The sequence below is a fragment of the Pseudomonas sp. N-1-13 genome (assembly GCF_057787095.1).
In genome coordinates this window covers 3596375-3620182 of the sequence record NZ_JBYNRI010000001.1, presented here as the reverse complement: position 1 = coordinate 3620182, position 23808 = coordinate 3596375, and the positions used below count along the sequence as shown (strand labels likewise).

At 61.6% G+C, this 23808-nt stretch carries 20 protein-coding genes; 10 read left to right on the top strand and 10 right to left on the bottom strand.

Annotated features, from left to right (window positions below; all coding sequences use genetic code 11):
* Positions 1-38 precede the first annotated feature (38 nt).
* The 7 genes from AC3I65_RS16195 (at position 39) to AC3I65_RS16165 (ending at position 5827) form a co-directional block, all read left to right on the top strand.
* A complete protein-coding gene (locus AC3I65_RS16195; protein ID WP_076386604.1) occupies positions 39-701 on the top strand; it encodes an amino acid ABC transporter permease in 663 nt (220 codons plus the stop codon).
* A 9-nt stretch (positions 702-710) separates the two neighbouring features.
* A complete protein-coding gene (locus AC3I65_RS16190) occupies positions 711-1373 on the top strand; it encodes an amino acid ABC transporter permease (protein WP_047227835.1) in 663 nt (220 codons plus the stop codon).
* Positions 1370-2161 (top strand): amino acid ABC transporter ATP-binding protein, encoded by a 792-nt coding sequence (locus AC3I65_RS16185; protein ID WP_047227836.1) that lies wholly within the window; start codon positions 1370-1372, stop codon positions 2159-2161. Before AC3I65_RS16190 ends, AC3I65_RS16185 begins: the two co-directional genes overlap by 4 nt.
* A gap of 42 nt (positions 2162-2203) precedes the next feature.
* On the top strand, positions 2204-2593 hold the full coding sequence (locus tag AC3I65_RS16180; RefSeq protein WP_047227837.1) for a RidA family protein: 390 nt from the start codon (positions 2204-2206) through the stop codon (positions 2591-2593).
* Positions 2594-2738: 145 nt separating this feature from the next.
* Complete coding sequence (locus tag AC3I65_RS16175) at positions 2739-3503, top strand: IclR family transcriptional regulator (RefSeq protein ID WP_047227838.1); 765 nt, start codon at positions 2739-2741, stop codon at positions 3501-3503.
* 29 nt (positions 3504-3532) lie between these two features.
* Complete coding sequence (locus AC3I65_RS16170) at positions 3533-4750, top strand: amino acid deaminase (protein ID WP_107322659.1); 1218 nt, start codon at positions 3533-3535, stop codon at positions 4748-4750.
* A gap of 153 nt (positions 4751-4903) precedes the next feature.
* Positions 4904-5827 (top strand): sugar kinase, encoded by a 924-nt coding sequence (locus AC3I65_RS16165; RefSeq protein ID WP_488523995.1) that lies wholly within the window; start codon positions 4904-4906, stop codon positions 5825-5827.
* Between the two features lie 37 nt (positions 5828-5864).
* On the opposite strand, the gene AC3I65_RS16160 is transcribed toward AC3I65_RS16165, so the two are convergent.
* Together AC3I65_RS16160 and AC3I65_RS16155 are read right to left on the bottom strand one after the other, a co-directional pair.
* Complete coding sequence (locus tag AC3I65_RS16160) at positions 5865-6140, bottom strand: peptidylprolyl isomerase (RefSeq protein ID WP_019690952.1); 276 nt, start codon at positions 6138-6140, stop codon at positions 5865-5867.
* A gap of 48 nt (positions 6141-6188) precedes the next feature.
* Positions 6189-8726, bottom strand: coding sequence for a PAS domain-containing protein (locus AC3I65_RS16155; RefSeq protein ID WP_488523994.1), 2538 nt, complete (start codon positions 8724-8726; stop codon positions 6189-6191).
* Positions 8727-8860: 134 nt separating this feature from the next.
* On the opposite strand from AC3I65_RS16155, the gene AC3I65_RS16150 reads away from it, so the two are divergent.
* Entirely contained in the window at positions 8861-9979 is a 1119-nt protein-coding gene (locus tag AC3I65_RS16150; protein ID WP_107322662.1) for a PilT/PilU family type 4a pilus ATPase, read from the top strand.
* 151 nt (positions 9980-10130) lie between these two features.
* On the opposite strand, the gene AC3I65_RS16145 is transcribed toward AC3I65_RS16150, so the two are convergent.
* From AC3I65_RS16145 to AC3I65_RS16130, 4 genes are all read right to left on the bottom strand, one after another.
* Positions 10131-12086, bottom strand: coding sequence for an acetoacetate--CoA ligase (locus tag AC3I65_RS16145; protein ID WP_305466236.1), 1956 nt, complete (start codon positions 12084-12086; stop codon positions 10131-10133).
* A 203-nt stretch (positions 12087-12289) separates the two neighbouring features.
* On the bottom strand, positions 12290-13066 hold the full coding sequence (gene hbdH / locus AC3I65_RS16140; RefSeq protein WP_076384048.1) for a 3-hydroxybutyrate dehydrogenase: 777 nt from the start codon (positions 13064-13066) through the stop codon (positions 12290-12292).
* Between the two features lie 8 nt (positions 13067-13074).
* Entirely contained in the window at positions 13075-14466 is a 1392-nt protein-coding gene (locus tag AC3I65_RS16135) for a GntP family permease (protein WP_047227845.1), read from the bottom strand.
* Positions 14467-14767: 301 nt separating this feature from the next.
* Positions 14768-16183, bottom strand: coding sequence for a sigma-54 interaction domain-containing protein (locus AC3I65_RS16130; protein ID WP_139049660.1), 1416 nt, complete (start codon positions 16181-16183; stop codon positions 14768-14770).
* 222 nt (positions 16184-16405) lie between these two features.
* On the opposite strand from AC3I65_RS16130, the gene AC3I65_RS16125 reads away from it, so the two are divergent.
* Both AC3I65_RS16125 and AC3I65_RS16120 read left to right on the top strand, forming a co-directional pair.
* Positions 16406-16621 carry a TIGR02450 family Trp-rich protein gene (locus AC3I65_RS16125; protein WP_288915344.1) on the top strand — a complete coding sequence of 72 codons (216 nt, stop codon included), beginning with the start codon at positions 16406-16408 and terminating at the stop codon, positions 16619-16621.
* 167 nt (positions 16622-16788) lie between these two features.
* Positions 16789-18123 (top strand): methyl-accepting chemotaxis protein, encoded by a 1335-nt coding sequence (locus tag AC3I65_RS16120; RefSeq protein ID WP_487777544.1) that lies wholly within the window; start codon positions 16789-16791, stop codon positions 18121-18123.
* A gap of 12 nt (positions 18124-18135) precedes the next feature.
* On the opposite strand, the gene AC3I65_RS16115 is transcribed toward AC3I65_RS16120, so the two are convergent.
* The 4 genes from AC3I65_RS16115 to AC3I65_RS16100 are packed head-to-tail and all read right to left on the bottom strand — an operon-like array spanning position 18136 to position 23686.
* Positions 18136-19710 carry an ABC transporter ATP-binding protein gene (locus AC3I65_RS16115; protein WP_160894201.1) on the bottom strand — a complete coding sequence of 525 codons (1575 nt, stop codon included), beginning with the start codon at positions 19708-19710 and terminating at the stop codon, positions 18136-18138.
* A gap of 27 nt (positions 19711-19737) precedes the next feature.
* Positions 19738-20760 (bottom strand): ABC transporter permease, encoded by a 1023-nt coding sequence (locus tag AC3I65_RS16110; protein ID WP_047227850.1) that lies wholly within the window; start codon positions 20758-20760, stop codon positions 19738-19740.
* Positions 20760-21818: a microcin C ABC transporter permease YejB gene (locus AC3I65_RS16105; RefSeq protein WP_488523993.1), complete on the bottom strand. Its 1059-nt coding sequence runs from the start codon at positions 21816-21818 to the stop codon at positions 20760-20762. The genes AC3I65_RS16110 and AC3I65_RS16105 overlap by 1 nt, the downstream gene beginning before the upstream one ends.
* Complete coding sequence (locus tag AC3I65_RS16100; protein WP_173406795.1) at positions 21818-23686, bottom strand: extracellular solute-binding protein; 1869 nt, start codon at positions 23684-23686, stop codon at positions 21818-21820. The genes AC3I65_RS16105 and AC3I65_RS16100 overlap by 1 nt, the downstream gene beginning before the upstream one ends.
* Positions 23687-23808 lie beyond the last annotated feature (122 nt).

Here is a 23808-nt window from a genome sequence, read left to right as displayed (position 1 = left end):
GCGCCCTTGAGGGCGCCCCGTTGAAGGTACTGCCGACCATGAATTATCAGTTGAACTTTGCCGCCGTCTGGCGCGATTTCGACACCTTGCTGGCGGGGCTCGGCCTGGGGCTTTCCCTGGCGCTGGTGTCGATCGCCATCGGTTGCGTGATCGGCCTGGCGATGGCGTTCGCGCTGCTGAGCAAGCACCGCGTGTTGCGGGTGCTGGCCTCGGTGTATGTCACGGTGATCCGCAATACGCCGATCCTGGTGCTGATCCTGCTGATCTACTTCGCCTTGCCAAGCCTGGGTATTCGCCTGGACAAAATTCCCTCGTTCGTCATCACGCTCTCGCTGTACGCCGGGGCCTACCTGACCGAAGTGTTCCGCGGCGGGCTGTTGAGCATTCACAAGGGCCAGCGTGAAGCGGGGCTGGCCATCGGTTTGGGCGAGTGGCAAGTGAAGGCCTACGTCACCGTGCCGGTGATGCTGCGCAACGTGTTGCCGGCGTTGTCGAACAACTTCATTTCGCTGTTCAAGGACACCTCACTGGCGGCAGCGATCGCTGTGCCGGAGCTGACTTATTACGCCCGCAAGATCAACGTGGAGAGCTACCGGGTGATCGAAACCTGGCTGGTGACCACGGCCCTGTATGTCGCGGCCTGTTACCTCATTGCCATGCTGCTGCGTTATTTCGAGCAGCGCCTGGCGATCCGCCGTTAGGAGTGTTCCATGTACGAATCCCCCAGTTGGTTGCATGAGTTGTGGGTCGCCCGGGAGACGCTGTGGGCCGGGTTCCTGACCAGCGTGCAGTGCTCGGTACTGGCGATTTTGTTAGGCACGCTGATCGGCCTGTTCGCCGGGCTGGTGCTGACTTACGGTCGCTTCTGGATGCGCGCGCCGTTTCGTTTCTACGTCGACGTGATTCGCGGCACTCCGGTGTTTGTGTTGGTGCTGGCCTGTTTCTACATGGCCCCGGCCCTGGGCTGGCAAATCGGCGCATTCGAGGCTGGTGCCTTGGGCCTGACACTGTTTTGCGGCTCCCATGTGGCCGAGATCGTGCGCGGTGCCTTGCAGGCCTTGCCCCGTGGGCAGATGGAGGCAAGCCAGGCCATCGGCCTGACGTTCTTCCAGGCGCTGGGTTACGTGCTGTTGCCCCAGGCACTGCGGCAGATCTTGCCGACCTGGGTCAATTCCTCCACCGAAATCGTCAAGGCTTCGACCCTGTTGTCGGTGATCGGCGTTGCCGAACTGCTGCTCAGCACTCAGCAGATCATCGCCCGGACCTTCATGACCCTGGAGTTTTACCTGTTCGCCGGTTTTCTCTTTTTCATCATCAACTACGCCATCGAATTGCTCGGGCGGCACATTGAAAAGCGGGTGGCCTTGCCATGACTGATGTTTCGACCTCTACCAATGCTCAACCGCTGCTGGACATTCGCGGTCTGCGCAAACAATACGGCCCGGTGGAAGTGCTCAAGGGCGTGGACCTGAGCATGCAGCGCGGCAATGTCGTCACCCTGATCGGCTCCAGCGGCTCGGGCAAAACCACGTTGCTGCGTTGCGTGAACATGCTTGAGGAGTTCCAGGGCGGGCAGATCGTGCTCGATGGCGAGGCCATCGGCTATGACGAGGTGGGCGGCAAGCGCGTGCGCCACCCGGAAAAAGTCATCGCCCGGCATCGGGCCATGACCGGCATGGCCTTCCAGCAATTCAACCTGTTCCCGCATTTGACGGCGTTGCAGAACGTCACCCTGGGCCTGCTCAAGGTGAAAAAGCTACCCAAGGACGAAGCCGTGGCCCTGGCCGAGAAATGGCTGGAGCGGGTCGGCTTGCTGGAACGGCGCAATCATTTTCCCGGTCAGTTGTCCGGCGGTCAGCAGCAGCGTGTGGCGATCGCTCGGGCGATTGCCATGAACCCCAGCCTGATGCTGTTCGACGAAGTGACCTCGGCCCTGGACCCGGAATTGGTGGGTGAGGTGCTGAACGTGATCAAGGGGCTGGCCGAAGACGGCATGACCATGCTGCTGGTGACCCACGAAATGCGTTTTGCCTTCGAGGTGTCCGACAAGATCGTGTTCATGAATCAGGGCCGCATCGAAGAACAGGGCCCACCGAAAGAACTGTTCGAACGGCCACAGTCGCCACGACTGGCTGAGTTTCTCAAGAACACCCGTTTTTAATTTTATTGAACCTCTGATTGATACAGGCAAGGAGAAACACCCATGAGCATTACGCGCTACGGCACCGGCAGCACCGCAGGCGGCGGTCAGCCACGGCCCTTCGCCCGAGCCGTTGAGGCCGACGGCTGGCTGCACGTGTCCGGTCAGGTGCCGGCGGTCAACGGCGAGATTATTGTCGGCGGGATCGTCGAGCAGACCCACCAGACCATGAAGAACCTGATCGCGATTCTTGAAGAAGCCGGATACGGCCTTGAAGATGTGGTGCGCTGCGGGGTATGGCTGGAAGATCCGCGGGATTTCTGGAGTTTCAACAAAGTATTTGGTGAATACTTCAGCCCCGAACATGCCCCTGCCAGGGCTTGTGTGCAAGCGAACATGATGGTTGATTGCAAGGTTGAGATTGATTGCATCGCCTACAAGAAAAAGGCCTGAGTCACTGAGGACTCATCGCGGGCACGCCTTGCTCCCATAAGGGAATGCATTCTCCTGTGGGAGCAAAGCTCGTCTGCGATAGCAATCTATCAGGCGGTGCAGCACTCTGGTTAAACTCCCGGCCAATTGAATGGGAACCCAAGACATGACCGAAGACACCATCAAACGCCGGGCCCGAGGGTTGGACCGGGCGTTCGATATCCTCGACTTCCTCAAGGAAATCGGCCAGCCGTTGCGCCCCAATGACATCGCCAGCGGCATCGGCAGTCCCAAGTCCACGGTCTACGAGCTGGTGGCGTCGCTGCTGGAGCGACGCATCCTGGAGCCGGTGGGCAAGGACGGCCACGTCTATCTGGGCCGCCAGTTGTACTTTCTCGGGCAGGCGCACCTGCGGCATTTCGACCTGAGTCGCGAGGCCGATCACGCCTTGCAGGAAATCGTCAGCCAGACCCGGGAAACCGCCCAGATGTGCCTGCTCAACGGGCGCAAATACACAGTGGCGCTGATGAAGGAGGGGGAGCGGCATTTTCGCATTTCCTCGGACATCGGCGAGAACGCGCCGATTCCCTGGACCGCTTCCGGACGCCTGCTGCTGGCGCATCTGAGTGACCAGCAGATCGTCGACCTGATCGACCCCGACGACTTCATCCTGCCGGACGGCGAGCGCCTGCCTCTGGAGCGGTTTCTTGCCGAGATCCGCCAGGCCGGGCTCGATGGATTTTTCTCCTTCGACAGTGTGGCCGACACCTTCACCCACTGCTTCGCCGCGCCGGTCAAAGACGCCAATGGCGTGGCCATCGCGACCCTGTGCATCGTCGCCCCACGGGCCGACGCCAAGAACAACTACGCCGACTACCGCCGGGTGCTGATCGAAAGCGCCAACAACCTGGCCCGTCGCATCAATGAATAGACAGCCGCGGCTGTGTGAGGAGTGTGAACATGTCTTCTGCCATTCATAACGCTGCCGTGGAGAAGGGGGCCGCCCAAGCGGGCGATCACCTGCTGCGCGACATCAGCCTGCCGGCGCTGGTGCTGCATCGCCAAGCGTTGGAGCACAACATTGACTGGATGCAAAAGTTCGTCACGGACAGTGGTGCCGAACTGGCGCCCCACGGCAAGACCAGCATGACCCCGGCGCTGTTTCGCCGCCAACTCGAGGCCGGCGCCTGGGGGCTGACCCTGGCCACCGCGGTGCAGACCCGTGCCGCTTACGCCCATGGCGTGCGCCGGGTGCTGATGGCCAACCAACTGGTGGGCACGCCAAACATGGCGCTGATCGCGGATCTGCTGGCAGATCCAGCGTTCGAATTCCATTGCATGGTCGACCATCCCGACAACGTTGCCGAGCTGGGCGCGTTCTTTGCCTCTCGCGGCGCGAAGTTGAACGTGATGATCGAATACGGTGTGGTGGGTGGCCGGTGTGGCTGCCGGACCGAGGCCGAGGTGCTGGCCCTGGCCGAGGCGATCGGGGCGCAACCGGCGCTGGCGCTGACCGGTATCGAAGGCTACGAAGGCGTGATCCATGGTGACCACGCCATCAGTGGCATCCGTGCGTTTGCCGCATCCCTGGTGGGGCTGGCGGTGCAACTGCAGGACAACGGTGCGTTCGCCATCGACAAGCCGATCATCACCGCCTCGGGTTCAGCCTGGTACGACCTGATTGCCGAGTCTTTCGAGGCTCGGAACGCCCACGGACGTTTCCTCAGTGTGCTGCGTCCTGGCAGTTACGTGGCCCATGACCATGGCATCTACAAAGAGGCCCAGTGCTGCGTGCTGGAACGGCGTAGCGACCTGCACGAAGGTCTGCGCCCGGCCCTGGAAGTCTGGGCCCACGTGCAATCGCTGCCTGAACCGGGCTTTGCGGTGATCGCCCTGGGTAAACGCGACGTGGCCTACGACGCCGGGCTGCCGGTGCCGCTCAAGCGTTACCAACCTGGCTCCGACTCGATAGCGGGGCAGGACCTGGCCGGCTGCAAGGTGACGGCGGTGATGGACCAGCATGCGTTCATGACGGTGGCGCCCGGGGTGGCGTTGCGGGTTGGCGACATCATTTCCTTCGGCACGTCGCATCCGTGCCTGACCTTCGACAAGTGGCGGGTGGCGTGCCTGGTGGATGAGCAGTTGCAGGTGGTCGAGAGCATGGAGACTTGTTTCTAGCCTTGAAACCGAGTCGCGGCTATCGCGAGCAGGCTCGCTCCCACAGTGGGGGCGGTTGTGAACAGAGGATTTATGTTCACCAATATCCCCTGTGGGAGCGAGCCTGCTCGCGATAGCGGCCTGGCAGACACTATCGAAATATCAGGATCGCCCATGAGCTACCCCAACCCAAAACCTCGCATCGCCCTGATCGGCGAGTGCATGATCGAACTGCAGCAGCGCGCCGATGGCAGTCTGCAACAAAGCTTCGGCGGCGACACCCTGAACACCGCTGTGTACCTGTCCCGCGCCCTGGGTGAGAAGGGCGCGGTGGATTACGTTACCGCCTTGGGCGACGACAGTTTCAGCGATGCCATGTGCCAGAGTTGGGCCGCCGAAAATATCGGCCTGGATCGGGTCCAGCGCCTGCCCGGTCGTTTGCCGGGTTTGTATTGCATCCAGACCGACGCGGCGGGTGAGCGGCGGTTTTTGTACTGGCGCAACGAGGCGGCGGTGCGTGATTGCTTCACCACCCCGGCCGCCGCACCGATTCTGGCGGCGCTGCCGGATTACGACGTGCTGTACTTCAGCGGCATCACCCTGGCCGTGCTCGGTGAGCAAGGTCGTGGCAAGCTCATCGAAACCCTGATCCAGGCCCGCCGACGCGGGGCCGAGGTGGTGTTCGACAATAACTACCGGCCAAGGCTCTGGGCATCAGTGGATGCAGCCCGTGCGGCCTATCGCAGTGTATTGCCTTACGTGGAGCTGGCGCTGCTGACGGTGGACGACGAGCAGGCGCTGTTCGGTTATGCCGACAGCGTTGAGGTGTTCGCCGCGTACGCGCAGTTGGGCACTTCGGAAGTGGTGCTCAAGCGCGGTGCTGAGCCCTGTCTGATCTGTTGTGATGGTGAGTCTTTCGAGATTCCGGCCCAGCGAGTGGAGCGGGTGGTGGACACGACGGCGGCGGGGGATTCATTCAGTGCTGCTTACCTGGCAAGCCGCCTGCTCGGTGGCAGCCCGGTGGAGGCCGCCGAGGCTGGACATCTGTTGGCGAGCCGGGTCATCCAGGTGCCGGGGGCGTTGATGCCCAAGGACTGAAGGGGCCGCGAAGCACCTGTGGGAGCGGGCTCGATCATTAGTCCCGGTAGAACACCTGCACCAGGTGATAGCCGAACTTGCTCTTGATCGGCCCATGCACCACCCGCAGGGGCTTTTTGAAGATTACCGCGTCGATCGCACCGACCATCTGCCCGGGCCGCACTTCACCCAGATCACCGCCGCGTTTGCCCGAGGGGCAGGTGGAGTATTTCTTGGCCAGTACATCGAAGGCTTCGCCTTTGGCGATGCGTTGCTTGAGCTGTTCGGCTTCTTCGGCGGTTTTCACCAGGATATGGCGGGCTTGGGCTTTCATTGCAGCAGTGACCTGAACGGTGCGACGGGGCGGCGATTATGCCTCAAGTCAGGCGCCATGGTTGATCATCGTCCGAATCTTGTTCGCCAGCAGATCGAGGCTGAAGGGCTTGGCAACCATATCCATGCCCTGCTCGAGAAAGCCCTGGCGCTCGGTGGCCTTCTGCGCATAACCGGTCATGAACAGCACCTTCAGATCGGGCCGATGCTGACGGGCGATTTCCGCCAGTTGCCGGCCATTCATGCCTGGCAGGCCGACATCGGTCACCAGCAAGTCGATGCGCTGGCTGGACTCCAGTAGCCCAAGGGCAGCCTTGGCGTCCTGGGCTTGAAGGGTGGTGTAACCCAGGGCGTCGAGCAGATCGAGCACCAGCATGCGCACGGCCGGTTCGTCTTCGACCAGCAACACGGTTTCACCGGCGACGGCGGCCGGTGCATCCAGCGCTACCGGCGCCGCAGTCTGCTGGACAGACGCGACGTACAGCCGCGGCAGGTACAACTGCACCCGCGTGCCCTGGTCCGGCACACTGTCCAGGCTCAGCAGGCCACCCGACTGTTGGGCAAACCCGTAGATCATCGACAAGCCCAAACCGGTGCCCTGGCCGATGGGTTTGGTGGTGAAGAACGGATCAAAGGCCTTGGCCAGCACGGATGGGGTCATGCCGCTGCCATTGTCGCTGACGGCAATCATCACGTAGTCACCGGCCTTGACCGGTTCCAGGGCACTGAGGTCATTCCCGTCGAGGTAGACGTTGGCGGTTTCGATGGTCAATTCGCCACCCTCAGGCATGGCGTCCCGAGCGTTGATCACCAGGTTGAGCAGGGCGTTTTCCAGCTGGCTGGCATCGGTGCTGACCGGCCACAGTTCATCGGCCAACTGCAGGCGCAGCACGATGTGATCGCCGGTGGTTCGGCTCAGCAAGTCTTCAAGTGAACGCACCAGGTCATTGGGGTCCAGCGGTTTGCGGTCCAGCGACTGGCGGCGGGAAAACGCCAGCAGACGGTGGGTCAGGGCCGCCGCACGATTGGCCGAGGACACGGCCGCTTCGGTGAAACGACCGATCTCGGCGGTGCGACCGCTGGCAATGTAGCGCTGCATCAGGTCGAGACTGCCGAGAATGCCGGTGAGCATGTTGTTGAAGTCATGGGCAATGCCGCCAGTGAGTTGGCCCACGGCCTCCATTTTCTGGGCGTGTCGCAGCGCCTCCTCGGCACGTTCGCGTTCGAACATCTCGTTTTGCAGGCGGTGGTTGGCTTCAGCCAGTTGCTGGGTGCGGGCGATGACGCGTTCTTCGAGCGTTTCGTTGAGGTTGCGCAGGGCCTCTTCGGTTTTCTTGCGCTCGGTCTCGTCGATCACAAAGATGTAGAAACCGTTCACCGCACCATCGGCCCCACGGCGCGGCAGGTAGTTGATCAAGGCATGGCGGGGACGGCCGTCGCGGTGATCCGATTGCACGGTGAAGCTGCACGGCTTGCCTGCCAGGGCGTCGGCGATCTGCTCGGCGCGGGCGGCGTAGGCTGAATCGCCGAGCACTTCGCGAATGGTCTTGCCATATAGCTCTTGGGGCGTCAGGCCATACCAATCCAGATAGGCGCTGTTGTTGAGGCGAAAACGTTCTTCCCGGTCCACATAGCTGATAAGGATCGGCATGGCGTTGATGATCAGTTGCAGTTCGGTCTGGCTCTGGCGCAGGGCCTGCTCGGTACGCTTGCGATCGGTCAGGTCCAGGGCCGCGCCGAGAAAGCGTTTGGGCCGGCCATGGCGATCCTTGTAGCAACGACCGCGCACGAACACCCAGCGCAGTTCGCCGTCAGGCCGCAGGAGACGGTACTCCTCGGCGTATTCAGTGCTGTGGGTGATGCAATGCTTGATGCTGCGGGTGACCATGGCCCGGTCTTGGGGATGCACGCCTTCAAGGTAAGCGCTGATGGGCAACTGGCGCGACAGGTTCGGGTCGACGCCATGCAGCACCGCGAAGTGCTCGTCGGCAACAAAGCGGTCTTCGCTGATGTCCCAATCCCAGGTGCCTAGCGTATCGGCAGCGGCCAGGGCCAGTTGCAGGCGTTCCTCGCTTTCCTGCTGGGCCTTGAAGCTGGCTTCTGAGCGTCGCTCGAACTCCAGGGCCAGGCGTCGTCGTTCACCGGTCTCGATGGCTGTGACCAGAATACCGGCCACGGCGCCGTCTTCATCGCGCACGGGGCTGTAGGTCAGGTCCAGCCAGACATCGCAGAGGCGACCGGCGAAGGGCACTCGCCATTGCTGATCGCGACAGGTGTGCCCGTGGCCTTGCAACACGCGGTGATAAATCGGCCCGCTCAGGTCTTTGAGTTCGGGCCATGCTGAATGGGTCGGCTGGCCGAACGCCTGGGGGTGTTTGTCGCCCGTCAGGCGGGTAAAGGCGTCGTTGTAGAAATGAATCAGCTGTGGCCCCCACAGCAGGGACATCGGCAGCGGCGAGTGGAGCACGATGTCCAGGGCGGTACGCAGGCTCTGGGGCCAGGTTTGGGCAGTGCCCAGCGGGCTGTTGGCCCAGTCACGTCGGGCGAACAGGCTTTGTATGTCAATGCCGGTGGGTGTTGCGTTCATCACGCAAACCCTGCAAATCGTGTCGCAGCCACGGTGTCTACTATCCTCTGAAGAAGGTAAGCGCGGGTTGGTCTGAAAAGTTTGCTCATCGGGTCAGCTTGTTTCATTGAAGTCTCGCGGAAGTCAATCAGGCCATGGAAATCGATCCCTTGTTACGCATCCTGGCGAGCCAGGATGGCTCCGACCTCTATATGTCCACCGGTGCGCCGCCGTGCGCGCGTTTCGAGGGGGTGCTCAAACCCTTGAGCAACCAGCCCTTCAAGGTGGGCGACATCGCCGGGCTCGCCGAGTCTTTGATGGACGCCGAACAGCGGCTTGAGTTCGATCGAGAACTGGAAATGAACCTGGCTATCTCCCTGGCTGGGGTCGGGCGGTTTCGCGTCAATATCTTCAAGCAGCGCAATGACGTGTCCATGGTGATCCGCAACGTCAAGCTCGACATCCCTCGGTTCGAGGACCTGAAACTGCCAAATGTGTTGCTGGACACCATCATGCAGAAACAGGGGCTGATGCTGTTCGTCGGCGCGACAGGGTCGGGCAAGTCGACTTCCCTGGCGGCGCTGATCGATTACCGTAATCGCAACAGCAGCGGCCATATCATCACCATTGAAGATCCGGTGGAGTATATCCATCGACACAAGAAATCGATCATCAATCAACGGGAAGTCGGTGTCGACACCCGCAGCTTTCATGCCGCCCTGAAGAACACCTTGCGCCAGGCACCAGACGTGGTACTGATCGGCGAAATTCGTGATCGCGAAACCATGGAACATGCCCTGGCCTTCGCCGACACCGGGCACCTGGTGATCTCCACCCTGCATGCTCACAATGCCAACCAGGCGCTGGACCGGGTGATCAATTTCTTCCCGGAAGAACGCCGGCCGCAGCTGCTCAATGATCTGGGCAACAACCTCAAGGCGTTCGTGTCGCAACGCCTGGTGCGCACTCGCACCGGCCAGCGCCGGGCCGCGGTGGAGGTCATGCTGGGCTCGCCCACGGTGGCCGACCTGATCCGCCGCAATGAGTTCGGCGGGCTCAAGGGCATCATGGAAAAGTCAGAAGAACTCGGGATGCAAACCTTCGATCACGCCCTGTACAACCTGGTGGTGGAGGGTGCTATCGATGAGGAGGAAGCCCTGAAAAACGCCGATTCGGCGAACAACCTGCGGTTGCGCCTGAAGTTGCATGCCGAGTCGGGGGCAGCGGTGCCCCCGGCCGATCCGGCGGCGGGGGAGTGGGGGTTGATGGATTGATGGTTCTACAGGCATACCGCGTTGTCGTTCATCGCGAGCAGGCTCGCTCCCACAGGGAATCGATGGTGATTGCCAATCCTGTGTTCACCACCGACCAATGTGGGAGCGAGCCCGCTCGCGATGAGGCCAGATGGCCCATACGGCTTTAACCTCAGGTGGTCAGTTCCAGCCGATCCCTGAACTGCTCCAGCGCCTCGGGATTGGCCAGGGCATCGGTGTTTTTCACCACCTGCCCATGCACCACGTTGCGCACCGCCAGTTCCACCACCTTGCCGCTGATGGTCCGCGGGATGTCGCTGACTGCCAGGATCTTCGCCGGCACATGACGCGGTGTGGTATTGGCGCGGATCACCTGGCGGATCTGTTGCTCCAGGGCCTCATCCAGGGTCACGCCGTCGCGCAGGCGCACAAACAGTACCACGCGCACATCACCCTGCCATTGCTGGCCGATAGCAACGCTGTCCAGCACCTGCTCGACCTTTTCCACCTGCCGATAGATTTCCGCCGTGCCGATGCGCACGCCACCGGGGTTGAGCACTGCATCCGAACGCCCGTGGATCAAGAAACCGCCGTGAGGCAGTTCCTCGGCGTAGTCCCCCTGGGCCCACACACCGGGGAACTGGCTGAAGTAGGAGGCCCTTAGCTTTTCCTGCTGCGGATCATTCCACAGGCCAATGGGCATGGCCGGGAAGTGCCGGGTGCAGACCAGTTCACCTTTCTCACCGATGACCGCCTGGCCTGCCTCGTTCCAGACCTGCACCGCCATGCCCAGACTCTTGCCCTGCATCTCGCCACGGCGAACGGCGGACAACGGATTGCCATTGACGAAGCACGACACAATGTCGGTGCCACCGGACATCGAGGCCAGGCACACCTGGGTCTTGAAGTCGCGATACACGTAGTCGTAGCTATGGGGCGCCAGGGCCGAGCCGGTGGACAGGATGGTTTTCAGGCTGCCCAGGTCATGGGTCTGTCGCGGTTTCAAACCCTGGCTTTCCAGGGCCGCCAGGTATTTGGGGCTGGTGCCGAATACGCTGATGCGCTGCTGGTCGATCAGGTCCAGCAGGCGCTTGGGGCCAGGGTGAAAGGGCGAGCCGTCGTAGAGCACCACCGCACTGCCGACGGCGAGGGCCGACACCAGCCAGTTCCACATCATCCAGCCACACGTGGTGTAGTAGAACAGGCGATCTTCGGGGCCAAGGTCTACATGCAGGCCATGTTCCTTGAGGTGTTGCAGCAATACGCCGCCGGTGCTGTGGACGATGCACTTCGGCACGCCGGTGGTGCCACTGGAATAGAGGATGTACAGCGGATGATCGAACGGCACGTCAACGAACGCCGGTTCGCCGCCACAGCGGTAGAAGTCGCTCCACAACGCGACGCTGGCCGTTGTCTTGAAGTCTTCGGCGCGGGCGTCAGGGCATGCGTAGGGCAGGATGATCAATTGCTGCAGCGAAGGCAGGCGCTCGAGGATTTCGTTGACCTTGGCTCGCTGGTCGATGACCTTGCCGGCGTAGCGGTAACCGGCGCAGGTAATCAGCACCTTGGGCTCGATCTGGCCAAACCGGTCGATGACCCCGTGGGTGCCGAAGTCAGGCGAGGAGCACGACCAGATCGCCCCCAGGCTGGTGGTGGCGAGCATGCCCACCAGGGTCTGCCAGGTGTTGGGCATGCACGCGGCTACCCGGTCGCCCTTGCTCACACCTGCCGCTTGCAGGCTTTTTTGCAGGCCAGCGACGTGGGCGGCAAGTTCGGCCCAAGTCAGTTGTTCTTGCCCGCCACTTTCGTCGAGGGCAACCACGGCCACGGCGTCATCGCGCCGGCGCAGCAGGTGTTCGGCAAAATTCAGTGTCGCCCCGGGAAACCACCGGGCGCTGGGCATTTGCTCACCTTCGACCAGCACATCGCTGGGCGCCTGGTGAAAACGGATCTCGAAGAAGTCGACGATGGCCTGCCAGAAGGCTTCACGCTGGTCGATGCTCCAGGCGTGCAGCGCCGGATAATCGCTCAGTTGCAGCTGATGCCGTTCGTTGATGAACCGGCGAAAGGCGTCCATGCGTGACTGGGCGATGCGATCGGGGGTGGGTTGCCAGAGGATGTCGGACATGGGGTGCCTCTTTTTCTTTTATGTACACACAAACTATAGAGCGACCCAATCTTGTGGCGAGGGGATTTATCCCCGACTTGTGGGAGCAAGGCTTGCCCGCGATGAACGAAAACGCGGTTCAGCTGTTAAACCGCGGTGCGGCCATCGCGGGCAAGCCTTGCTCCCACAGATAAATCCCCTCGCCACAAGGGATCGCAAGAAATTTACTGAGCCAGCCACCCACCATCAATATTCCACGCCGCGCCACGTACCTGGCTGCCGGCTTCGCTGCACAGAAACAGCACCAGTTCCCCCAGTTGCGGCGGGGTGACGAATTCCAGGGAAGGCTGTTTTTCGGCCAGCAGGTCATGCTGTGCCTGTTGCGGGTCGATGCCCGTGGCAATGCGGTCGTCGATCTGTTTCTGCACCAGCGGTGTCAGCACCCAGCCAGGGCAGATGGCGTTGCACGTCACGTTACTGGTGGCGGTTTCCAGGCCGACCACTTTGGTCAGACCGATCACCCCGTGTTTGGCCGCGACGTAGGCGGCCTTGCCCACCGAGCCGACCTGGCCGTGCACCGAGGCAATGTTGATGATCCGCCCCCAGCCCTTGGCGCGCATGCCCGGCAGGCTCAAGCGCGTGGCATGGAACACCGAGGACAGGTTGATGGCGATGATCGAGTCCCAGCGCTCCACCGGAAAATCTTCCACGGCGGCCACATGCTGGATACCGGCGTTGTTCACCAGAATGTCCACGCCGCCGAACTCCCGTTCGGCGTAAGCGAGCATGTCGGCGATCTGCGCCGGATCACTGACATCGGCCGGATGATGGCCGACCTTGCCGCCGAACTGTTTCACCTCGGCGATCACCGTCGAGGCATCGCCGAAGCCGTTGAGGATCAGGTTGGCGCCGGCCTTGGCGAGGCTCAGGGCGATGCCCAGGCCGATGCCGCTGGTAGAGCCGGTGACCAGGGCGGTCTTGCCCGAAAGAGGGGTTGTCATGGGGAGCCTCACACAATGCCAGTGGCGTAGAACACAGCGATCACGAAGAACACCGCGAGGGTCTTGATCAGCGTAATGCAGAAAATGTCTTTGTAGGCTTCACGGTGGGTCAGACCGGTCACCGCCAGCAGGGTGATCACCGCGCCGTTGTGGGGCAGGGTGTCCATGCCGCCGCTGGCCATGGACGCGACCCGGTGCAGCACTTCCAGAGGAATGTTGGCGGCGTTGGCGGCGCTGATGAACGTTTCGGACATCGCCGCCAGGGCGATGCTCATGCCGCCCGAGGCTGAACCGGTGATGCCCGCCAGCAGCGTCACGGTCACGGCTTCATTGACCAGTGGATTGGGGATGTTTTTGAGCCAGTCGGCCAGCACCAGAAAACCCGGCAAGGACGCGATGACCGCGCCAAAACCGTATTCCGAAGCGGTGTTCATTGCCGCCAGCAGCGCACCGCCCACCGCGCTCTTGCTGCCTTCGGCCAGCTTGCTGCGAATGGTGCTGAAGGCGAACAGCAGCACCAGGACAATGCCCACCAGCAACGCGGCCTGCACGGCCCAGATCGCGGTGAGCTTGGCGATGTCGCTGGTCACTGGTGTGGTCATGCCCGGCAGCGCCAGGCTGTGGGTCTTGCCATACCACTGGGGAATCCACTGGGTGAACAGCAGGTTCATGATCCCGACCGCCAACAGCGGCGAAATGGCGAGCCAGGGATTGGGCAGTTTGATGTCTTCGGCAGTCTCCGGCTCGTTGCGCAGTTCGGTGCCGTAGCCTTCGCCTAGGCGCTGGGCCTTGTTGCGCTGGCGTTGCAGGAACAGCATGCCGAAGCTGAACACGAAGATCGTGCCGATCACACCCAGCCAGGGCGCGGCCCAGGCGGTGGTGTTGAAGAAGGTGCTGGGGATGATGTTCTGGATCTGCGGCGTGCCGGGCAGAGCGTCCATGGTGAACGAGAACGCGCCAAGGGCAATGGTGGCCGGGATCAGCCGCTTGGGAATATTGCTCTGGCGGAACATCTCGGCGGCGAACGGATACACCGCGAACACCACGACGAACAGCGACACGCCGCCATAGGTCAGCAAGGCGCAGACCAGCACGATCACCAACATGGCCTGGCGCGTGCCCAGCAGGCGAATCGCCGCCGCGACGATAGAGCGGGAGAAACCCGACAGCTCGATCAGTTTGCCGAACACCGCGCCGAGCAGGAACACCGGGAAATACAGTTTGATGAAGCCGACCATCTTCTCCATGAACACCCCGGTGAAAGCAGGCGCGACGGCGGAAGGGTCAGTGAGCAGGACGGCGCCGAGGGCGGCAATGGGGGCAAAAAGGATAACGCTGTAGCCACGGTAGGCGGCCACCATCAGCAGCGTGAGGGCTGCCAAGGCAATGATCACACTCATGGTGTGTCTCCTGGATTGTTATTTTTGTGGTGAAGCGGTGCGGAGGGCTTTAGCGAGTTTTGTGCCAGGTATGTAATTTATTGAAATATAAGAGAATTATTGATTTTGGTGAGGGTGGCTCGAGAATTTTGTCTCTGTTTGGAGATTTTCAGGGGCTGTGCTGGCCTCATCGCGAGCAGGCTCGCTCCCACAGGTTGACCGAGTTCGTCAGGAAAGTACGGTCCACTGTGGGAGCGAGCCTGCTCGCGATGAGCGCGAAGCGCTCAAAAGGAGCTGTCTATATCTAGAGATATGCGTCTCTTTATTGAGACTCGGCAATCCCCAGCGCCACCATTTTCTTATACAAGGTCGACCTTCCCAGCCCCAACCGCTCGGCCGCTTCAACTACCTTGCCGCCGCATTGCGCGAGGGTGGTTTCGATCAAGTGGCGGTCGAATCGTGCCCGGGCCTGGCTGAAGGTTTCTTGCGGCAGCGGTTCCTGATGTGGATTCAACGCCCGGGTGACCGGCGTGAAAGTCCCAATGGCCGCTCGAATATCGGCGGCAGTGAGCAGCAGGTCGTCGCTGAGCAGCGCGGTTCGTTCCAGCACATTGCGCAACTCCCGGATGTTGCCCGGCCAGGCGTGTTGCCCCAGCAGGTCGAGTGCGTCGCGGTCCAGTTCGTGCTGGCTGCGCAGTTCTTCGAGGATCGCCTCGCTCAGGGCCGGCAAATCATCCAGGCGTTCGCGCAGCGGCGGGACCTGGATCGGCAACACATTGAGGCGGTAATACAGGTCGGCGCGAAATTCTCCGCGTTTGATCGCCGCTTCCAGATCCATGGACGTGGCAGCGATGATCCGCACGTCGCTTTGCAGCACCTCGTTGGAGCCCACGGGTTCGTATTCTTTTTCCTGCAAGACCCGCAGCAGTTTGCTTTGCAGCGGCAGTGGCATGTCGCCGATTTCGTCCAGGAACAGTGTGCCGCCCTGGGCGATCTGCAGCTTGCCGGCGCGGCCTTTGCGGTCGGCGCCGGTGAAGGCGCCCGGGGCGGTGCCGAAAAACTCGGCTTCCAGCAGGGCCTCCGGGATCGCCGCGCTGTTGATGCTGACGAACGCCTTGTGCGCCCTCGGCGAAGCACCGTGGATTGCCTGGGCCAGCAGTTCCTTGCCGGTCCCGGTTTCGCCGAGCAACAGCACCGGCGAATCGGCGCTGGCGCTGCGCCGGGCACGACGCTTGACCTCCAGGCTGGCGCTGCTGGTGCCGATGAAGTGGGCGAAGTTGTACCGAGTCTGCCGTGCCCGCAACAGCGAGCGGGTGGAGGCCAGTTCCTCCTGCATGCTCAGGTAGCGCTTGAGCATCGGCGACAGACTGCGCAATTCATCGAACAGGGCAAAACCGATGGCGCCGATCACCGCGCCCGCGCTGTCGTGGATCGGCAGGCGCATCACCACCAGCGGCTCCTTGGGCGTGTCCTGCATGTCCAACAGAATCGGTCGGCCAGTACGTACCACTTCGCGCAGCAGGCTGCTGGGGATCACGCTCTCGCACGCCCGGCCGATGGCTTCTTGCGCTGAGTTCAGGCCGAAGCGCCGGGCGTAGCGTTCGTTCATCCAGACGATGTTTGCGTCACGGTCGACAATCACCGTGCCTTCGCTGGACTGTTCGATGATCTCGAACAACGAACGGATCGCCAGCGTGCGCACGCGCTTGTAATCCTTGAGGCTTTCGGTGGGGTTCATCGGGCATTTCCAGAAGGTGGGATTTGCCGGCATCCTCCGATCAAAGGGGTTGCCAAAGAGCGGCATTATGCCGGGAGGGGCCGGCCGAGCACTACTTCGCCCGCATTCTTTGCCGTGGCGTATCAATGGCAAGCCCTAAGCCTTAGTGGATCTGCTCAGTGGTGGGCAGTCTGATAAACTTGTACAGTTTTCACTAATATGTACATTTTTCTGAGAGCGCTCATGAATAAATTCAACCCTCGCAAGCTGCAGCTCTCCAAATGGACGGCCTGTGCGCCGACTGATCGGGAAAAGCATTTTCTCGTCACCAAGCTGCTCTGTGATGAGGAGGGGACACCCATTCAGGTTGAGCTTGAGGCTGTATACAGCGCTCGTGTGACGTTGCTCGACTGGCGCGAGTTGCGCGACAGCAAGCATTGGAAAATGGGCTGGTGCTGAATGGCTTGGGCTGTGCCATAGAGATCCGTATGACTTCTGATAGTTATACATAATCATAAAGTTGTACAAGTTTTCCCGCGATAGTGGCTTAATGCAGCTATCTAGCGATGGCATCTCTGCCTTCGTGTGGCTACAGCCACGCATTCACGCCTCCGGGAGCGCCACCCATGTTCATTCGTACTCGCAAGCATCAGGACGCCTTGCACGAAATCCAGGCCAGGCAGGCTATTCTCGAAGCCGAACGGACGGCCTTGCAGCAATGCATGGCGATCATCGAGTTCACCCCGACGGGCGAGGTGCTCGACGTCAGCCCGGCTTTTTTGAAAATGATGGGGTATTCACTCAGCGAAACCCTCGGTCAGCATCATTCGATGTTTTGTGAGCCTGCCTATTCACGCAGCGCCGAGTGCTCAGCGTTATGGCGGCAGTTGGGGCAGGGCTCTTCTGCCGACAGCCAATTCCTGCATTTGCGGCGTGATGGAAGCTGGTTGTGGGTGCAAGCAAACTACGTTCCTGTGCTGGATCACCATGCAAAGGTGCAGCGCATCATCTTGATCGTTCGCGATATCAACGAGCGGGTGTTGCGCGCCCAGGCCGAAACCAGCTTCATGCAAGCGATCGACCGCTCCATGGCGGTTATCGAATTTGATCTGAGCGGTCAGGTCGTGAATGCCAACGAGAATTTCATGAACGTCATGGGGTACCGCCTGCAAGAAATTCGGGGCCAGCATCACCGGATTTTCTGCAAACCCAGCGAGGTCCAGAGTGAGGCTTATCGTGGCTTCTGGGCCGGGCTCAATCGCGGTGAATACAGGACCGGCCTTTTCGAGCGCGTCGACAATCGAGGCGCGACTGTCTGGCTGCAGGCTACCTACAACCCTCTCTACGATGCACGGGGGCGCTTGTATGGCGTGGTCAAGTTCGCCACTGACTGCACTCGCGAAGTCGAGCAGCGCCAAAGTGAATCAAAAGCGGCCGGACTTGCCTTCGAGACGTCCCGGCAGACCGATGAGCAAACCCGGCTCGGCACGTGTGTGGTTCAGCAAACCGTTACGGTGGTGCAAAGTATCGCCGATGAGCTTCAGCAGGTGTCAGCCGGGATAGGTGCCCTTAGCGCGCAGTCAGAGGAAATCGGCAGCATCGTCGATGCCATCCGGGGCATTGCCGAACAGACCAATCTGCTTGCCCTCAATGCAGCCATCGAAGCGGCTCGCGCCGGGGAGCAGGGACGCGGTTTCGCGGTGGTGGCCGATGAGGTGCGCAATCTGGCGCGTCGTACCAGCCAGTCAACTGTGGCCATTACTCAGGTCGTCGCCAAGAACCGTGAATTGGCCAGGCAAGCGGTGAGCAGCATGCAATCGAGCACGCTCAAGGCAGAGCAGGGCGTGAAACTGGCTAACCAGGCCGGCACTGTCATTCTGGATATTCATCGAGGCGCGCAGCAGGTGGTGGAGGTGATGGGTGAATTCGCTCAAGCGCTGGATCAACGACGTGGCGCCTGAGCGAACCCGGGATTACTGCGGCTGCGCCGCCGCCAACAGCTCCTTGGTGTAGGGATGCTGGGGCGAGTCGAACACTTCATGGCTGGCGCCGTGCTCCACCACTTTACCGTCCTTGATCACGATCATGTCGTGGGCCAGGGCGCGGACCACCGCCAGGTCATGGCTGATGAACAGGTAAGTCAGGCCATGCTTTTCCTGAAGCTGGCGGAGCAGGGCGACCACTTGCTTTTGCACGGTGCGGTCCAGGGCTGAGGTCGGTTCGTCCAGCAGAATCAGGGCCGGCTTGAGCACCAACGCCCGGGCGATGGCGATGCGTTGGCGCTGGCCACCGGAGAATTCGTGGGGGTAGCGGTGGCGGCTCTGCGGGTCGAGGCCGACTTCCTGCAGCGCCTGGATCACCTGCGCTTCACACTGCTCGGAACTGGACGAGCTGTGGACCTCAAGGCCTTCACTGATGATCTGCTGCACCGACATGCGAGGGCTGAGGCTGCCGAACGGGTCCTGGAACACCACCTGCATCTGCTTGCGCCACGGTCGCAGGTCTTTCTGCGACAGATGATCGAGGGCTTGTCCCTGGAAGCGGATGCTGCCTTCGGATTCGATCAGTCGCAGGATCGCCTGGCCGAGGGTGGATTTGCCGGAACCGGATTCACCGACGATGCCCAGGGTCTTGCCGCGTTGGATCGTCAGGCTGATGCCGTCCACGGCGCGCAGGTATTCCTTGCGCCGGAACAGCCCGCCGCCCAGGGCAAAGCTGACGCGCAGATCCTGCACTTGCAAGACGTCTTCGCGTTCGTCACGGGGCAGGGCTTCGCCTTCCGGTTCGGCGTGCAGCAACTCGCAGCTGTAGGGATGTTTCGGCGCGCTGAAGAGCGTTTCGCACGGCGCCTGTTCGACGATTTCCCCGGCCTTCATCACGCACACCCGTTGCGCGATGCTGCGCACCAGGTTCAGGTCGTGGCTGATCAGCAGCAGTGACATGCCGAGTCGTTGCTGCAGGGACTTGAGCAGCAGCAGAATCTTGCGCTGCACCGTCACGTCGAGCGCGGTGGTCGGTTCGTCGGCAATCAACAGTTCCGGTTCGCAGGCCAGGGCCATGGCAATCATCACCCGCTGTCGTTGGCCGCCGGAGAGTTGATGCGGGTAGGCCTTGAGGCGTTCGATGGGTTTCTGGATGCCCACCAGGGCCAGCAACTCCAGAATGCGCTGGCGCGCGGCCTTGCCGCCCAGGCCCTTGTGCAGCATGAGGGTTTCGCCAATCTGCTTTTCGACGCTGTGCAGCGGGTTCAGCGAGGTCATGGGTTCCTGGAAGATCATCGCGATCCGGTCTCCGCGCAGTTCGCGCAGGACCCTGGCCTCGGCGCCCACCAGTTCCTGGCCGCGATAGCGGATGCTGCCGGTGGTACGGCTGCCGGTTTGCGGCAGCAGTTGCAGGATCGAATGGGCCGTTACCGACTTGCCGGAGCCTGACTCGCCCACCAGGGCCAGGCATTCGCCGGGGCGGATATCCAGGCACAGGTTGCGCACCACGGTTTGGTCGTTGAAGGCCACGCTCAAGTCGCGGATTTCGATCAGGTTGTCGCTCATCTCAGGGTTCCGCTTCATGGCCGTGGATCAGGATCGGGGGTCGAATGCATCGCGCAACGCCTCGCCAATGAACACCAGCAGAGAAAGAATCAGCGCCAGGGTGAAGAACGCCGTCAGGCCCAGCCACGGCGCTTGCAGGTTCTGTTTGCCCTGGCCGATCAACTCGCCCAGCGACGCGCTGCCCGCCGGCATGCCGAAGCCGAGGAAGTCCAGGGCGGTGAGGGTGGAAATCGCCCCGGTGAGGATGAACGGCAGATAACTCAGGGTGGCGTTCATCGCGTTGGGCAGGATATGCCGCACAATCACCTTGCGGTCGGACAGGCCCAGGGCTCTGGCGGCTTTGACGTATTCAAGGTTGCGTCCGCGCAGGAACTCGGCGCGCACCACATCCACCAGGGCCAGCCAGGAAAACAGTGCCATGATTCCCAGCAGCCACCAGAAATTCGGCTCGACAAAGCCGGACAGAATGATCAGCAGATAGAGCACCGGCAGCCCGGACCAGACTTCCAGCAGGCGTTGCCCCAGCAGGTCCACCCAGCCGCCGTAATACCCCTGCAAGGCACCGGCGCTGATACCGATCAGCGCGCTGATGGCCGTCAGGGCCAGGGCGAACAGAATCGACACCCGTGCCCCGAAGATCACCCGGGCCAGCACGTCCCGGGCCTGATCATCGGTGCCCAGCCAGTTCACCGACGAGGGCGGGCTTGGGGTCGGCTGGTTCAGGTCGTAGTTGGGTGTGTCGTCGCTGAACGGGATCGGCGGGAACAACAGCCAGCCGCCGTCCTTGTGGATCAGATCCTGCACGTAGCTGCTGCGGTAATCGGCCTGGAACGGCAACTGCCCGCCAAACTCCTGTTCGGTGTAGCGCTTGAACACTGGGAAATACAGCGACCCCTGGTAACTCACCAGCAACGGCTTGTCGTTGGCGATCAATTCGCCGCCCAGGGTCAGCATGAACAGGCCGATGAACAGCCACAGCGACCACCAACCCCGGCGATTCTTCTTGAAACGCTCAAAACGCCGGCGGCCCAAGGGTGACAACTTGAACATCAGGCGTTCCTCGCGGCGAAGTCGATACGCGGGTCCACCAGGGTGTAGCACAGGTCGCCGATGAGTTTGATCAGCAAGCCGAACAGCGTGAAGATGAACAGCGAACCGAACACCACCGGATAGTCCCGGGACACCGCGGCCTCATAGCTCATGCGTCCCAGGCCATCGAGGGAGAAGATCACCTCGATCAGCAAGGAGCCGGCGAAAAACACGCTGATGAACGCCTGGGGAATTCCTGACACCACCAGCAGCATCGCATTGCGGAACACATGGCCATACAGCACGCGTCGTTCGCTCATGCCCTTGGCTCGCGCGGTGACCACGTACTGGCGGGTGATTTCGTTGAGGAACGAGTTCTTGGTCAGGATCGTCAAGGTGGCGAAACCGCCGATCACCAGCGAAGTGACCGGCAGGACCAGGTGCCAGAAATAATCGGTGATCTTGCCCAGTGTCGACAGCGACTCGAAGTTGTCCGACACCAGCCCGCGCACCGGAAACCAGTTCAACGACGTGCCGCCGGCAAACATTACGATCAGGAACATGGCGAACAGAAATGCCGGCATGGCGTAGCCGATGATGATCGCCGTGCTGCTCCACACATCGAAGGCCGAGCCATGGCGCACCGCCTTGCGGATGCCCAGGGGAATCGACACCAGGTAGGTGATCAGCGTGGCCCAGAGCCCGAGGGAAATGGTCACCGGCATCTTCTCCAGGATCAGGTCGGTCACCGTGGCGCCGCGAAAGAAACTCTTGCCGAAGTCCAGTCGGGCGTAGCTGCTGAGCATCAACCACAAACGCTCATGGGCCGGTTTGTCGAAGCCGTATTGTTTTTCGATGTCCTTGATCAGCTGTGGATCGAGGCCGCGACTGGCTCGCGAACTGCCGGTCATGGTAGTGCCCGAACTGCCGACACTGGCGCCGCCGATGCCTTGCAGTTGGGCGATGGCCTGTTCCACCGGCCCGCCCGGAGCGGCCTGCACGATGACGAAGTTCACCAACAGGATGATGACCAGCGTCGGAATGATCAGCAGCAAGCGCCGCGCGATATAGGCCCACATCAATGCCGCCCTCCAGGGGAGCCGCGTTTGAGGCGTTCGGCGGCCATCTGCTCGTTGGTCAGCGGTGTGGTGCTCATTTCCCACCAGCTCTCGATGGCTTCGTCATTGCTGGCCTGCACTTTGGGTCTGCCAAAGCGGTTCCACCAGACGGTCGAACTGCCCGGCGGGTAGTAGTTGGGGATCCAGTAGTAATTCCATTGCAGCACCCGGTCGAGGGCGTGGGCATGGCGGAGCATGTCGCGCTGGGTGGTGGCTTTGACCAGTCCGTCGATCAGGGTATCGACGGCCGGATTCTGCAAGGCCATGTAATTGTTGGCCCCTGGATCGTTGGCCGCCGCCGAGCCGAAATAGTTGTAGAGCTCCATGCCCGGCGAAGTGCTGACGGGATAGCCGGTGATGATCATGTCGTAGTCGCGACTCATCAGGCGATTGACGTATTGGGAGGCGTCGATGCGCCGGATGCTCATGTCGATGCCGATCTGTGCCAGGGTGCGCTTGTAGGGCAGCAACAGCCGGTCGAGGCCGTTCTGGCTGATCAGGAACGTGAAGCTCAGCGCTTCCCCCTCGGCATTGACCAGGCGGTCGCCGTCGGGTTTCCAGCCGGCCTGTTGCAGCAGCGCCAGGGCTTGCAGTTGTTTGTCACGGATCACGCCGCTGCCGTCGGTTTTCGGTGCGTGGAAGACCTGGCTGAAGACTTCCTCTGGGACTTTGCCGCGCAACGGCTCGAGAATCGCCAATTCGTCGGCATCAGGCAGTTGCCGGGCGGCCAGGTCGGTGTTGGAGAAAAAACTCTGCTGGCGCACATAGAGGTTGCGCATCATCTGGCGGTTGCTCCACTCGAAATCCCAGAGCATGGCCAGGGCCTGGCGGACACGCCGATCCTGGAACTGCGGTTTTTGCAGGTTGAACACGAAGCCTTGGGCCGTTTGGGGAGCCTCGGTGGCCAGGTGGGCCTTTTGCAGGCGACCGTCATGCAGGGCCGGGCTGTCATAGCCGATGGAATAACCGGTGGCGGAGAACTCGCGATTGTAGTCATAAGCGCCGCCACGCAAGACCTGCCGCGCCACATCGGTATCGCCGAAATACTCGATGCTGAAATGGTCGAAATTGTAGAGCCCGCGACTGACCGGCAGGTCCTTGCCCCACCAGTCGGGGTTGCGCTCGAAGGTGATGCTGCGTCCCGAGTCGATCCGGCCCACCCGATAGGGGCCACTGCCCAGCGGGGCTTCGTAACCACCTCCACTGGCAAAATCGCGGGTTTTCCACCAGTGCTCGGGAAAGACCGGCAGTGTGGCGATGTCCAGAGGCAGGGTACGGTTTTCGTTGTTCTTGAAGTCGAAGCGAACGGTGCGCTCGGATTCCACTTCGACGCCTTTGACGGCGGCGAACTGGGTGCGATACCGCAGGCTGCCCTGGGTCATCAACAGCTCGAAGGTGTAGCGCACGTCCTCGGCGGTGATGGGCTTGCCATCGGCAAACCGGGCCTTGGGATTGAGGTAGAAGCGCAAGGACAGGCCATCGTCGGCGCGTTCCATCTTCTGCGCCACCAGGCCATAGACGGTGTAGGGCTCGTCCAGCGAGCGCTGAGCCAGCGGCGAATACAGCATTCCATCGATCTGGCTGACGCCGATGCCTTTGTCGATGTAGGGCAGGACGTGGTCGAAATGGCCGATCTCGATGGCCGAGCGGCGCATGGTGCCGCCTTTGGGGGCCTGGGGATTGGTATAGGCGAAGTGGCTGAAGCCCTGGGGGTACTTGGCCGGTTCGCCATACACCGTCAGGGCATGTTGCGGTGTGGCATCCACACCGGCGGCACCTGTCAGCAGGACCACGGCAGTGAACAGCAGTGAAGGGAACGCCAGTCGCATTGTCAGCCTTAAAGCCGGGTGATAGATGACCACGATTTGTACGCGAGCTACGCCTTGATCGCTAGCCCCTTGGCCTGACACAAACACAACGGCCCACCGAAGGGCGGGCCGTTATGTCGATA